Below are 12,388 nucleotides of genomic sequence, written 5' to 3'. Positions count from 1 at the left end.
GCCTAATAGAGGTTCATCCCCATGTTCAAAGTAACGCCTAACCCGCCGCCCACCGACCCGGCATCCCCCTACGAGTCCCCCGACTCAAAGAAATTCCACGAAGCCGCCGAACGCGCCCTCGACCATTACCTCGGCCCGACCAACGCCGACCTCATGGCCACGCCCTACACCCCGAACACGCTGTACATGGCCAACCCCAACGCCGACACCGAATCCCTGCTGACCGACGCCAGCGAAACCCTCGGCTCGGCCACGGTGATGCTCAACAATCACGCAGCCATGGTTGAAGGCACGCACCGCAAGACCCTGCAAGGTATTGCGCAAGTGGTGATGGTGGCGGAAATGGCTGTCAATCGCGTGTTGGACAGATTGGTGCCGACTGACTGATTAATGCGTCGACCCATGCGACGCCATCGCGAGCAGGCTCACTCCTACAGTTGGAATACGTCCCCTGTAGGAGCTGCGGCACGCTGCGATCTTTTGATGTTGATGCTGAAGATCAAAAGATCGCAGCCTCGTTTCACTCGACAGCTCCTACTCGCGAAGGCGTCGGCGAACGTTACGCTCAGCGTAATGATTCACCACCGTGCTTGATTGATGCCCCCACCCCACGCGCCTACCTTAGCTCCACGACAGCGAACCCCGTGGAGTGAGCATGACAACAACAATTCCCCCCGACTCGCGCTGGACGCGGCGGCGCGATGAGAAGCAGCGCCGCCTCGACAAGGTGCGCGGGCTGGCCGACGGTGTGGTGTTGCCCACCGACAAGATCGTCGCCGCGCTCGAAGCGCTGATTCATCCCGGCGACCGTGTGGTGCTGGAGGGCAACAACCAGAAGCAGGCAGATTTCCTCTCGCGCTCGCTGGCCAAGGCTGATCCGGAAAAGCTCCACGATCTGCACATGATCATGCCCAGCGTCGGCCGCTCCGAGCACCTCGACCTGTTCGAACGCGGCATTGCCCGCAAGCTCGATTTCTCCTTCGCCGGCACCCAGAGCCTGCGCATCAGCCAGTTGCTCGAAGACGGCCTGCTGGAAGTCGGCGCGATCCACACTTACATCGAACTCTACGCGCGACTGGTGGTGGATCTGATCCCCAACGTCGTGCTCTCGGCCGGGTTCATGGCCGACCGCGCCGGCAACATTTACACCGGGCCGAGCACCGAAGACACCCCGGCACTGATCGAACCAGCCGCGTTCAGCGACGGCATCGTCATCGTCCAGGTCAACCAATTGGTCGACGACGTCAGCGAACTCCCGCGTGTGGATATCCCCGCGTCATGGGTCGATTTCGTCGTGGTGGCCGACAAGCCGTTCTACATCGAACCGCTGTTCACCCGCGACCCACGCCACATCAAGCCTGTGCACGTGTTGATGGCGATGATGGCGATTCGCGGGATTTACGAAAAACACAACGTGCAGTCGCTCAACCACGGCATCGGTTTCAACACCGCCGCCATCGAATTGATCCTGCCGACCTACGGCGAATCCCTCAGCCTTAAAGGCAAGATCTGCCGCAACTGGACGCTCAATCCGCACCCGACGCTGATCCCGGCGATTGAAAGTGGCTGGGTCGAAAGCGTGCATTGCTTCGGCACTGAACTGGGCATGGAAAACTACATCGCCGCGCGCCCCGACGTGTTCTTCACCGGCCGTGACGGCTCGCTGCGTTCCAACCGGATGTTCTGCCAACTCGCCGGGCAGTACGCGGTAGATCTGTTTATCGGCGCGACGTTGCAGGTCGATGGCGATGGCCATTCCTCAACCGTGACCCGTGGCCGCCTCGCCGGTTTCGGTGGCGCGCCGAACATGGGCCACGACCCGCGCGGTCGCCGTCACGGCACCCCGGCGTGGCTGGACATGCGCCACGACGACTCGCAGCAGCCGATGCTCGAACGCGGCAAAAAACTCGTGGTGCAAATGGTCGAGACGTTCCAGGAGGGCGGCAAACCGACCTTCGTTGAAACCCTCGACGCGGTCGAGGTGGCGAAGAAAAGCGGCATGCCGCTGGCGCCGATCATGATCTACGGCGACGACGTCACCCACCTGCTCACCGAAGAAGGCATCGCCTACCTGTACAAGGCACGCTCGCTGGAAGAGCGCCAGGCAATGATCGCCGCCGTTGCAGGCGTCACCGCCATCGGCCTGCGCCACAACCCGAAAGACACCGAACGTATGCGCCGCGAAGGCCTGATCGCCTTGCCCGAAGACCTCGGCATCCGCCGCACCGACGCCACCCGCGAATTGCTCGCGGCGAAAAGCGTGGCCGATCTGGTCGAGTGGTCTGGCGGTCTGTACAACCCGCCCGCGAAATTCAGGAGCTGGTAATGCACGCACTTAACCTGCAAGCGAAGCCGCTGTCCCTGGCTGATCGATTGGCCGATCTGGCGGTGGACGCGTTGATCGACGAAGCCGATCTGTCGCCGAAACCGGCACTGGTTGACCGTCGCGGCAACGGCGCGCACACCGATCTGCACTTGGGTCTGATGCACGCTTCGGCGCTGTCGTTGTGGCCGGCGTTCAAGGAGATGGCTGAAGCGGCGGGCGCAATCGGCGAAGTTGATTCAACGTTGCGCGAAGCGATTGGCCGCATCGGTCGTGAGGGCGAGCAAGCCATGCTCACGACCACCAATGGCGTGAACACGCATCGCGGGGCGATCTGGGCCTTGGGCCTTTTGGTGACGGCCACTGCACTGGAACCGCAATCTTCCAGCGCCAACGCTGTAACCCTGCGCGCTGCACGTCTGGCCTTGTTGGATGACCGCTACGCACCCAAACCACTGAGCCACGGCGCCCAAGTCGCCCTGCGTTACGGCGCTCGCGGTGCTCGGGAAGAAGCACAACTCGGCTTCCCCTCGGTGCTGCAACGCGGCCTGCCACAACTCAAGCGCAGCCGCGCCAATGGCCACGGCGAACAAAACGCCCGGCTCGACGCTTTGCTCGCCATCATGACCAATCTGGTCGACACCTGCGTGCTCTACCGTGCCGGTGAAGAGGGTCTGCACGCCATGCAGTCCGGCGCGCAAGCGGTGCTCGACGCCGGTGGCAGCGCCAGCCTCAGCGGTCGCCGCCGGCTGCACGAACTGGATCAACAACTCATCGCATTGAATGCCTCGCCCGGTGGCGCCGCCGACTTGCTCGCCGCCACGCTGCTGCTCGACCGTATCGAGCGCGACGGCATCTCTCAGGGAGCGTTTTGATGGAAACCCTATCGTTTGAATTCCCCGCCGGGCAGCCGCCACGCGGTCGCGCGCTGGTCGGTTGTGTCGGCTCGGGTGATCTGGAAGTGCTGATCGAACCGGGCCTGGCCGGCAAGCTGACGATCAATGTGCAGACCTCGGTCAACGGCGCGCAATTGCGTTGGCAGCATCTGTTTGCGCGGATGTTCGACGGCACCACACCGCCAGCAATGGCCATCGATATCCACGACTTCGGCGCGACGCCGGGCGTGGTGCGCTTGCGACTGGAACAAGGTTTCGAGGAGATCGGCCATGACTGACAGCGCCGCGTTGCTCAACAAACACAGCTTCGTCGAACTCGGCGCGCGGCAACGGGCCAAGGCCTTGCTCGATGCTGGCAGCTTTCGTGAGTTGCTTGATCCGTTTCAACGGGTGATGTCGCCGTGGCTTGAACGTCAGGGCGTGGTGCCGCAGGCCGATGACGGCGTGGTGATCGCCAAGGGCAGCCTCGACGGTTTGCCGGTGGTGATCGCCGCGATTGAAGGCGCGTTTCAGGGTGGCAGCCTTGGCGAAGTCGGCGGGGCGAAGATTGCCGGCGCGCTGGAACTGGCGGCTGAAGACAACCGCAAAGGTATTCCGACGCGCGCGGTGTTGCTGCTGGAAACCGGTGGCGTGCGCTTGCAGGAAGCCAATCTCGGGCTGGCGGCCATTGCCGATATTCATGCGGCGATTGTCGATTTGCAGCAGTACCAACCGGTGGTCGGTGTGGTTGCCGGTAGCGTTGGTTGTTTCGGCGGCATGTCGATTGCGGCGGCGCTGTGCAGTTATTTGCTGGTGACTCAGGAAGCGCGCCTTGGTTTGAACGGCCCGCAGGTCATCGAACAGGAAGCGGGGATCGAAGAATATGACTCTCGCGACCGGCCCTTCATCTGGAGCCTGACCGGTGGCGAGCAGCGGTTTGCCAGTGGTCTGGTGGATCGTTATGTCGCCGATGACGTGGCGAAGATTCGTCAGCAGGTCGGTGAATTACTGCAGCAGGGTTTGCCAAAGCAGCCACGTAGCCAACGTGCTGAGTGGTTTCTGCAACGACTCAGCAGTCTGAACACTGACCCGCAAATCGAGCCGTCGGTGGTTCGCGATCTGTATCAAGGAGAGCGCTCATGAGCGGTTATTCACTGCGCGGTTTGAACTGGTTCACCGCCTTGAGCGCGGGCGCTAAAAGTGTTGAAGGACTGCCGCCATCGTTGAAGGTTGCTGACGGTGAGCTGGGGCGTTTTATCGCTGTGGTCGCTGACCCGGACAATCGTTTTCCTCGCGCTCGCAACGGCGAAGTCGGCTTGCTCGAAGGCTGGGGTCTGGCCAAGGTTGTGGATGACGCGATCACGGCTGACCGCGATAAAGCGCAGAAGCGCCCGATCATCGCCATCGTCGATGTGCCGAGCCAGGCTTATGGTCGGCGCGAAGAAGCGCTCGGCATTCATCAGGCGTTGGCCGGTGCGGCGGACAGTTACGCCCGTGCGCGTCTGGCCGGGCATCCGGTGATTGCGTTGTTGGTCGGTAAAGCGATGTCCGGGGCGTTTCTGGCTCATGGCTACCAGGCCAATCGATTGATCGCGCTGCGTGATCCGGGCGTGATGGTGCATGCGATGGGCAAGGCGTCGGCGGCGCGGGTGACCTTGCGCAGTGTTGAAGAACTGGAAGCGCTGGCCGCCAGTGTGCCGCCGATGGCTTATGACATCGACAGTTATGCGAGTCTCGGATTGCTCTGGGAAACCCTGTCGGTGCAGCAGATTGAACAGCCGACGGCGGAGGATCTGGCGCGGGTGAACGAGTGCCTGAAACAAGCCATCAGCGATATCTCCAGCACTGATCTGAGCAATCGTCTCGGCGCGAAAAATCGCGCTGCTTCCAGCAAAGTGCGCGAACTGTTGAGGGCGCAGTGGTGAACACGCCTCTGGCCCACGATCTGCTCTGGGGCATGACCCCGGCTCAGTTGCCGGCGGATGCGCCGTTGTGGGCCGTCGAGTCGCTGGCCGCCGGGCAACCTGTGGTCGTGCGGCGAGCGCTGAGCGATGAAGGTTTTGTCGCGGTCGGTGTGCGCGGTGTGTTGCGCGAGCAGCGCTTGGCGGCGTTTATGGCGGTCGATTCGATTGCCTGTCGGGTCACTCCCGAAGCGCTGTGTCACGTCGACTGCGAGCGCGATCTGCCGGTCATGCAGGCGCTCAAACAACTGCGGCCAATGCTCGACGATTGCGGTTGGGTCTGGGGTGTCAGCGGCAGTGTCGGGTTTGAATTGGCCAGTGGTTTTACCGCGATGCACGCGGCCAGCGATCTCGATCTGATTCTGCGTACACCGCAACTGATCACCCGTAATCAGGCACGCAAATTCGTCGCGATTTTCGATCAAGCCGTGTGCCGGGTCGATATGCAATTGCAGACGCCGTTCGGTGCTGTGGCGTTGCGTGAGTGGGCCAGCGGTTCGGCGCGCGTGCTGCTGAAAAATGCTCATCAGGCCTGCCTGGTGGTTGATCCATGGAACCCGCAGGAGCAGGCAGCGTGAGCAGCTTGTTGGTATTCCCCGGTCAGGGTGCGCAGCAGGCAGGCATGCTCCAGCACTTGCCTCGGGAAACGCTGGTCGAGGCCAGTGATGTGCTTGGTGAAGATGTTTTGCTGCTCGATTCTGCCGAAGCATTGCGAACGACTAGAGCAGTTCAACTCTGTTTGCTGATCGCCGGAGTCGCAGCTTCACGGCAATTGTTGCAGGACGGACTCACGGCGGATTACGTCGCCGGCCTGTCCATCGGCGCTTACCCGGCAGCGGTGGTTGCGGGCGCATTGAGCTTCAGCGAGGCGTTGCATCTGGTCAGCCTGCGCGGTGAGTTGATGCAGCAGGCTTATCCACAGGGCTACGGCATGACCGCGATCATCGGTCTGCAATTATCCACAGTCGAAACACTGCTGGCGCAGGTGCACAGCGCAGATTCGCCGGTGTATCTGGCCAACATCAACGCCGACAATCAGGTGGTGATTGCCGGCAGTGACGAGGCCATGCAAGCCGTGGCCGAACTGGCGCGCAGTCGTGGCGCCGGTCTGGCAAAACGTCTGGCGGTGAGCGTGCCGTCGCACTGTCCCCTGCTGGACGCACCGGCGCAAACCCTCGCCGAAGCCTTCGCCAAGGTTGAACTGAAAACCCCGAAAATCGCTTACCTGAGCGGCAGCCTCGCACGCCCTGTGACCAAAATAGAAGCGCTGCGCGATGACCTCGCCTTCAACATGTGTCGCGTAGTGGACTGGCGCGGCACCGTGCAAAGCGCTTATGAGCGCGGCGTGCGTTTACAGATCGAACTGCCGCCCGGTGCGGTGCTGACCGGGCTGGCGCGCCGGGTGTTCGAGCAAGGCACGGTCACAGCCTTCGACAGTGCGCGCCTCGACACCCTGCAAGCGCTGTTGCGTGAGGAGGGTAGCCGCCAACTCTAAACCGCCGCGACTCAAGCTTCGAACAACAAAAACAACATTCGACGATGCACTTTGAGGACTACAACAATGATTATTTACGGTGTGGCGCTGCTCGCGATCTGTACGCTGGCAGGGGTGATCATGGGTGACATGCTCGGCGCGTTGTTGGGCGTCAAATCCAACGTCGGCGGGGTCGGCATCGCCATGATCCTGTTGATCTGCGCGCGGTTGTGGATGCAGAAACGCGGCGGCATGACCAAGGATTGCGAGATGGGCGTCGGCTTTTGGGGCGCGATGTACATTCCGGTGGTGGTGGCGATGGCCGCGCAACAGAACGTCGTCACCGCGCTGCACGGCGGCACGGTCGCAGTGCTGGCGGCGATTGGTTCGGTGGTGGTCTGCGGTTTTACGATTGCCCTGATCAGCCGCACTCACAAGGGCGAGCCACTGCCTGACGAGCCGGCGGAAGTCTCCCCGGTCGGCACGCCAGTAGGAGGCCGCTGATATGTGGGATCTCATCGAGAAAGGTCTGGAACACAACGGCTTGGTCACTGCCTTCGCTTTTGTCGGCGTGATCATGTGGGTGTCGGTGATTCTGTCCAAACGCCTGACGTTCGGACGCATTCACGGCTCGGCGATTGCCATCGTCATCGGTCTGGTTTTGGCATGGGTCGGCGGCACCATGACTGGCGGGCAGAAAGGCCTGGCGGACCTGACGTTGTTCTCCGGCATCGGCCTGATGGGCGGGGCGATGCTGCGTGACTTTGCGATTGTGGCCACAGCGTTTGAAGTGCAGGCGACCGAGGCGAAGAAGGCCGGGTTGATTGGTGTGATTGCGCTGCTGCTGGGCACGATTCTGCCGTTCATTGTTGGCGCGTGCATGGCCTGGGCGTTCGGTTATCGCGATGCGGTGAGCATGACCACTATTGGCGCGGGCGCGGTGACTTACATTGTCGGGCCGGTGACGGGTGCGGCGATTGGCGCGACGTCGGATGTGATGGCGCTGTCGATTGCCACCGGGTTGATCAAGGCGATTCTGGTGATGGTCGGCACGCCGGTCGCGGCGCGCTGGATGGGCCTGGATAACCCGCGTTCGGCGATGGTGTTTGGTGGTTTGGCCGGGACTGTCAGCGGCGTTACAGCTGGATTGGCGGCGACGGATCGGCGGTTGGTGCCTTATGGGGCGTTGACGGCGACGTTCCATACCGGGCTGGGGTGCTTGCTGGGGCCTTCGTTGTTGTTCTTCATTGTTCGCGGGATTGTTGGCTGATTTTCGGATTCTACATTGGCGGGTCTCACGCCATCGCTGGCAAGCCAGCTCCCACAGGTTTTGTGTTGGAAGAAGATCTCCGGATCAGCACAAAACCCTGTGGGAGCTGGCTTGCCAGCGATGCGGGCGACGCGGTGTCAGGCCTGGCGGTTGGCATACATCCGGCACTCCGCCAGCAACGCCAGCAAATTCGGATCGCGCTCCTTGGCTTTCAAAAACACCACACCGATGTGCTGCTGCAACCGGTACTTCTCCTGCAACGGAATCAGTTTCACCCGGTTCTCATACACCGCCGCAATCCGCCCCGGCAGCAACGCATAACCCACTCCCGAGCTGACCATGCTCAACAGCGTGAAGATGTCATTCACCTGCATCGCCACCTTCGGCTCGAACCCCGCCTGCTTGAACACCCGCACACCGTCCTGATGGGTCGCAAAACCTTGGGTCAGGGTAATGAAGGTTTCATCGCGCACCTCAGCCAGATCCACTTCACTGCGCTGGGCAAACTTTGAATCCGCCGGAGTGGCGAGGAAGATGTCGTCGGAAAACAGCGCAATCTGCTCGCAATCCGGGTCGTTGATGCTGTCGTCCAGCGACACCAGAATCGCGTCGACTTCCATGTTTTTCAGCTTGTAGAGCAGGTCAATGTTCGAGCCGAGGATCAGGTCGATGTTGAGTTCGCTGCGACGGATTTTCAGGCCCATGATCAGCTGCGGTACGGTTTTCACTGTCAGCGAGTACAGCGAGCCGAGTTTGAAGCGTTCAGCGGAGAACCCCGCGGCTTCGCGGGTCAGGCGCACGCTTTCGACCACGTCGTTGATCAGCTTCTGCGCGCGTTCTTCCAGCACGTAAGCACTTTCCAGCGGCGTCAGGTTGCGGCCTTCGTGTTTGAACAGCGGGCAGCGCAGGGCGCTTTCCAGCGAATGAATGGCGCGGTGCACGCTGACGTTGCTGGTCTGCAACTCGGCAGCAGCACGGGCGAGGTTGCCGGTGCGCATGAAAGCGAGGAACACCTCGAGTTTTTTCAGGGTCAATTCTTCGTCGATCAGCATGGCGCGGACTCTTTTTGGTATTGGCCGATTGTGCCTTGAAGATCAAAAGATCGCAGCCTTCGGCAGCTCCTACATTGGCATGCGTTGGAAGGTAGGAGCTGCCGCAGGCTGCGATCTTTTGATTGCGCTTTTACGCTCAAGGCCCGAGCCTTGCGCGCTGCGGTAATGAATATGAGGTAAGCAATACATGTATCACGGAGAACGATTGAACGCCTGGACCCATCTGGTCGGGGCAGTGGCGGCTTTTGTCGGCGGCGTCTGGATGTTGGTGATCGCCTGCCTCGACGGCAGCCCGTGGAAGATTGTCAGTGTGGCGATTTACGCGTTTACCTTGCTGGTGCTCTACAGCGCCTCCACCGTGTACCACAGCGTGCGCGGGCGCAAGAAAGCGATCATGAAGAAGGTCGATCACTTTTCGATCTACCTGTTGATTGCCGGCAGCTATACACCGTTCTGCCTGGTGACCCTGCGCGGGCCGTGGGGCTGGACGTTATTCGGGATTGTCTGGGGGCTGGCGCTGATCGGCATTTTGCAGGAGATCAAACCGCGCTCGGAGGCGCGGATTCTGTCCATCGTGATTTACGCGGTGATGGGCTGGATTGTGTTGGTGGCGGTTAAGCCGTTGATTGCGGCGCTGGGCACGACCGGGTTTGCCTGGCTGGCGTCGGGCGGGGTTTTGTACACGGTGGGGATTATCTTTTTTGCCCTTGATCACCGGTTGCGACATGCGCACGGGATTTGGCATTTGTTTGTGATCGCGGGGAGCTTGCTGCACTTTGTCGCGATTCTGTTTTATGTCCTGTAGCCCGAGGCGCGGCCAATCGCTGGCAAGCCAGCTCCCACAGGGTTTAGCGTTGTTCACGGATGTTGTGGCCAACAAGGATCCTGTGGGAGCTGGCTTGCCAGCGATGAGACCCTAGAAATCACCCCAAAGCTGTTGGGCCACAGCCAGAGCGACCACTGGCGCAGTCTCGGTGCGCAACACCCGCGGGCCGAGGCGGGCGGCGTGGAAGCCGTTGCCTTTGGCTTGCTCGACTTCGGCGTCCGTCAAACCACCTTCAGGCCCGATCAGAAACGCCAGTGTCGCCGGTTTGGCATGGCTCACCAACGGCTCGGCCACCGGATGCAGCACCAGCTTCAACTCGGCTTCGGTCTGCTTGATCCAGTCCGCCAACAACACCGGCGGATGAATCACCGGCACCCGCGAACGCCCACATTGCTCGCAAGCGCTGACCGCCACCTGACGCCAGTGCAGCAGGCGCTTGTCGGCACGTTCGTCCTTGAGGCGGACTTCGCAGCGATCACTGAAGATCGGCGTAATTTCATTCACGCCCAGTTCGGTGGCTTTCTGAATCGCCCAATCCATCCGCTCGCCACGGGACAAGCCCTGGCCGAGGTGGATGTGCAGCGGCGATTCGACCTGGCCGGCGAATTGCTCGTCGATCTGCACGGTCACGCGTTTCTTGCCGACTTCCAGCAGGGTGCCGCGAAATTCATGGCCGGAACCGTCGAACAACTGCACCGCATCGCCCTCGGCCATGCGCAGCACGCGGCTGATGTAATGCGCCTGGGCCTCCGGCAATTCGTGTTCGCCGGTGCTCAGGGGAGCGTCGATAAAGAAGCGGGACAGTCTCATTTCGGGTCTCTAAAAAATTGGCGCGTAGTCACTGTAGTGAAGAGCTTCTGTGGCGAGGGGATTTATCCCCGATCGGCTGCGCAGCAGGCGTGAAATCAGAGAATGCGATCATTCTGGTTCACCGCGATTGCTGATTTTAGGGCGGCTTCGCCGCCCATCGGGGATAAATCCCCTCGCCACAGGGTTCTTTTCAAACCTTTAGATAGCAATCAACCCGGATCGCGGAAGCCGGGGTGGAAGTCTTTTGGCACGGCGACGCTAACGCTGTCACGCGTGGCAATGTCGATGCCTTCGCTGGCGACTTCGGCGAGGAAGTCGATCTGCTCCGGGGTGATCACGTACGGCGGCAGGAAATACACCACGCTGCCCAGCGGTCGCAGCAACGCGCCGCGCTCCAGCGCATGCTGGAACACTTTCAAGCCGCGACGCTCCTGCCAAGGGTAGGCCTCTTTGGTGGCTTTATCCTTGACCATCTCGATGGCCAGGACCATGCCGGTCTGACGCACTTCCGACACGTTCGGGTGATCCACCAGATGCGCCGTCGCCGAGGCCATGCGCTGGGCCAGGGCCTTGTTGTTCTCGATGACGTTGTCGTGCTCGAAGATATCCAGCGTCGCCAGTGCCGCCGCGCACGCCAGCGGGTTGCCGGTGTAGCTGTGCGAATGGAGGAAGGCGCGCAAGGTCGGATAGTCATCGTAGAACGCGCTGTAGACCTCATCAGTGGTCAGGCACGCCGCCAACGGCAGATAGCCGCCGGTCAGGGCTTTCGACAGGCAGAGGAAGTCCGGACGAATGCCGGCCTGCTCGCAGGCAAACATCGTCCCGGTGCGACCGAAGCCGACGGCGATTTCATCGAGGATCAGGTGCACGCCATAACGGTCGCAGGCCTCGCGCAGCAGCTTCAGATAAACCGGGTGATACATGCGCATGCCACCGGCGCCCTGAATCAACGGCTCGACGATCACTGCCGCAACGCTGTCATGGTTCTCTGCCAAGGTCTGTTCCATGGCGGCGAACATGTTGCGCGAATGCTCTTCCCAGCTCATGCCTTCGGGGCGCCCGTAGCAATCCGGGCTCGGCACTTTGATGGTGTCCATCAGCAGCGCTTTGTAGGTTTCGGTGAACAGCGGCACGTCGCCGACCGCCATCGCTGCCATGGTTTCGCCGTGGTAGCTGTTGGTCAGGGTGACGAAGCGCTTTTTGTTCGGTTGGCCGCGATTGAGCCAATAGTGAAAGCTCATTTTCAGCGCGACTTCGATGCAGGACGAACCGTTATCGGCGTAGAACACCCGGTTCAGGCCTTCCGGCGTCATCTTCACCAGACGCTCGGACAGCTCGATCACCGGTTGATGGCTGAAACCGGCCAGAATCACGTGCTCCAGCTGATCGACCTGATCCTTGATGCGCTGGTTGATCCGCGGGTTGGCGTGGCCGAACACGTTGACCCACCACGAGCTGACCGCGTCGAGGTAGCGCTTGCCTTCGAAGTCTTCGAGCCAGACGCCTTCGCCGCGCTTGATCGGGATCAGCGGCAGCTGTTCGTGGTCTTTCATCTGGGTGCAGGGATGCCACAACACCGCGAGGTCGCGTTGCATCCACTGGTTATTCAGGCCCATTTACAGTCTCCTCGAGGCGGCTCGCGTCAGGCGCGGGCAAACAATCGCGCAAGCCTATGCAATGCGTCGCGCGGGAACAACCCATTGTGTCGATTGAGCTACTTTGTATGAGCCGATAGACGTCGCTGGCGGCGTTTTGATGGCTAACGTATTCTTCGCGGTTCTTTGGGTCGTCTGACCC

At 61.2% G+C, this 12,388-nt stretch carries 14 protein-coding genes; 11 read left to right on the top strand and 3 right to left on the bottom strand.

Features of this window, described 5'->3' with window-relative positions; all coding sequences use genetic code 11:
• Nucleotides 1-21 precede the first annotated feature (21 nt).
• The 10 genes from ACQ4MY_RS17185 to madM all read left to right on the top strand — a co-directional run bounded on the left by ACQ4MY_RS17185 (nt 22) and on the right by madM (nt 7,903).
• Nucleotides 22-387 carry a DUF6124 family protein gene (locus ACQ4MY_RS17185; protein ID WP_440095925.1) on the top strand — a complete coding sequence of 122 codons (366 nt, stop codon included), beginning with the start codon at nt 22-24 and terminating at the stop codon, nt 385-387.
• Nucleotides 388-655: 268 nt separating this feature from the next.
• The gene (mdcA, locus tag ACQ4MY_RS17180; RefSeq protein ID WP_440095923.1) at nt 656-2,326 is read left to right on the top strand and encodes a malonate decarboxylase subunit alpha; all 1,671 of its coding nucleotides are present in this window, start codon (nt 656-658) and stop codon (nt 2,324-2,326) included.
• Nucleotides 2,326-3,198 carry a triphosphoribosyl-dephospho-CoA synthase gene (locus ACQ4MY_RS17175; RefSeq protein WP_440095921.1) on the top strand — a complete coding sequence of 291 codons (873 nt, stop codon included), beginning with the start codon at nt 2,326-2,328 and terminating at the stop codon, nt 3,196-3,198. Before mdcA ends, ACQ4MY_RS17175 begins: the two co-directional genes overlap by 1 nt.
• On the top strand, nt 3,198-3,497 hold the full coding sequence (locus ACQ4MY_RS17170) for a malonate decarboxylase subunit delta (protein WP_007913697.1): 300 nt from the start codon (nt 3,198-3,200) through the stop codon (nt 3,495-3,497). The genes ACQ4MY_RS17175 and ACQ4MY_RS17170 overlap by 1 nt, the downstream gene beginning before the upstream one ends.
• Entirely contained in the window at nt 3,490-4,341 is an 852-nt protein-coding gene (locus ACQ4MY_RS17165) for a biotin-independent malonate decarboxylase subunit beta (RefSeq protein ID WP_064388093.1), read from the top strand. The genes ACQ4MY_RS17170 and ACQ4MY_RS17165 overlap by 8 nt, the downstream gene beginning before the upstream one ends.
• Complete coding sequence (gene mdcE, locus ACQ4MY_RS17160) at nt 4,338-5,123, top strand: biotin-independent malonate decarboxylase subunit gamma (RefSeq protein WP_440095920.1); 786 nt, start codon at nt 4,338-4,340, stop codon at nt 5,121-5,123. The genes ACQ4MY_RS17165 and mdcE overlap by 4 nt, the downstream gene beginning before the upstream one ends.
• Entirely contained in the window at nt 5,117-5,737 is a 621-nt protein-coding gene (locus tag ACQ4MY_RS17155; protein ID WP_440095918.1) for a malonate decarboxylase holo-ACP synthase, read from the top strand. Before mdcE ends, ACQ4MY_RS17155 begins: the two co-directional genes overlap by 7 nt.
• Complete coding sequence (gene mdcH, locus ACQ4MY_RS17150; protein WP_440095917.1) at nt 5,734-6,654, top strand: malonate decarboxylase subunit epsilon; 921 nt, start codon at nt 5,734-5,736, stop codon at nt 6,652-6,654. Before ACQ4MY_RS17155 ends, mdcH begins: the two co-directional genes overlap by 4 nt.
• Before the next feature lie 66 nt (nt 6,655-6,720).
• Nucleotides 6,721-7,137, top strand: a complete 417-nt coding sequence (madL, locus tag ACQ4MY_RS17145; protein ID WP_212550144.1) for a malonate transporter subunit MadL — start codon at nt 6,721-6,723, stop codon at nt 7,135-7,137.
• Between the two features lies 1 nt (nt 7,138).
• Nucleotides 7,139-7,903, top strand: a complete 765-nt coding sequence (gene madM, locus ACQ4MY_RS17140; protein WP_095049482.1) for a malonate transporter subunit MadM — start codon at nt 7,139-7,141, stop codon at nt 7,901-7,903.
• 137 nt (nt 7,904-8,040) lie between these two features.
• On the opposite strand, the gene ACQ4MY_RS17135 is transcribed toward madM, so the two are convergent.
• Entirely contained in the window at nt 8,041-8,955 is a 915-nt protein-coding gene (locus tag ACQ4MY_RS17135) for a LysR family transcriptional regulator (protein WP_440095916.1), read from the bottom strand.
• 187 nt (nt 8,956-9,142) lie between these two features.
• On the opposite strand from ACQ4MY_RS17135, the gene trhA reads away from it, so the two are divergent.
• Nucleotides 9,143-9,760, top strand: coding sequence for a PAQR family membrane homeostasis protein TrhA (gene trhA / locus ACQ4MY_RS17130; RefSeq protein WP_007913708.1), 618 nt, complete (start codon nt 9,143-9,145; stop codon nt 9,758-9,760).
• Nucleotides 9,761-9,871: 111 nt separating this feature from the next.
• On the opposite strand, the gene ACQ4MY_RS17125 is transcribed toward trhA, so the two are convergent.
• Nucleotides 9,872-10,591 carry a 16S rRNA (uracil(1498)-N(3))-methyltransferase gene (locus ACQ4MY_RS17125; protein ID WP_440095915.1) on the bottom strand — a complete coding sequence of 240 codons (720 nt, stop codon included), beginning with the start codon at nt 10,589-10,591 and terminating at the stop codon, nt 9,872-9,874.
• Nucleotides 10,592-10,800: 209 nt separating this feature from the next.
• Nucleotides 10,801-12,207: an adenosylmethionine--8-amino-7-oxononanoate transaminase gene (locus ACQ4MY_RS17120; protein ID WP_150793237.1), complete on the bottom strand. Its 1,407-nt coding sequence runs from the start codon at nt 12,205-12,207 to the stop codon at nt 10,801-10,803.
• Nucleotides 12,208-12,388: the final 181 nt, after the last annotated feature.

The organism is Pseudomonas sp. SM4 (genome assembly GCF_051913165.1).
In the GTDB taxonomy this organism is placed as follows: Bacteria; Pseudomonadota; Gammaproteobacteria; order Pseudomonadales; family Pseudomonadaceae; genus Aquipseudomonas.
This window is presented reverse-complemented; position numbering and strand designations above follow the sequence as displayed.

Coding starts and splice junctions, on each gene's coding strand:
- trhA (WP_007913708.1), top strand. CDS start 9,143: ATGTATCACGGAGAACGATTGAACGCCTGGACCCATCTGGTCGGGGCA.
- madL (WP_212550144.1), top strand. CDS start 6,721: ATGATTATTTACGGTGTGGCGCTGCTCGCGATCTGTACGCTGGCAGGG.
- ACQ4MY_RS17185 (WP_440095925.1), top strand. CDS start 22: ATGTTCAAAGTAACGCCTAACCCGCCGCCCACCGACCCGGCATCCCCC.
- ACQ4MY_RS17135 (WP_440095916.1), bottom strand. CDS start 8,955: ATGCTGATCGACGAAGAATTGACCCTGAAAAAACTCGAGGTGTTCCTC.
- madM (WP_095049482.1), top strand. CDS start 7,139: ATGTGGGATCTCATCGAGAAAGGTCTGGAACACAACGGCTTGGTCACT.
- ACQ4MY_RS17165 (WP_064388093.1), top strand. CDS start 3,490: ATGACTGACAGCGCCGCGTTGCTCAACAAACACAGCTTCGTCGAACTC.
- mdcE (WP_440095920.1), top strand. CDS start 4,338: ATGAGCGGTTATTCACTGCGCGGTTTGAACTGGTTCACCGCCTTGAGC.
- mdcA (WP_440095923.1), top strand. CDS start 656: ATGACAACAACAATTCCCCCCGACTCGCGCTGGACGCGGCGGCGCGAT.
- ACQ4MY_RS17120 (WP_150793237.1), bottom strand. CDS start 12,207: ATGGGCCTGAATAACCAGTGGATGCAACGCGACCTCGCGGTGTTGTGG.
- ACQ4MY_RS17125 (WP_440095915.1), bottom strand. CDS start 10,591: ATGAGACTGTCCCGCTTCTTTATCGACGCTCCCCTGAGCACCGGCGAA.
- ACQ4MY_RS17175 (WP_440095921.1), top strand. CDS start 2,326: ATGCACGCACTTAACCTGCAAGCGAAGCCGCTGTCCCTGGCTGATCGA.
- ACQ4MY_RS17170 (WP_007913697.1), top strand. CDS start 3,198: ATGGAAACCCTATCGTTTGAATTCCCCGCCGGGCAGCCGCCACGCGGT.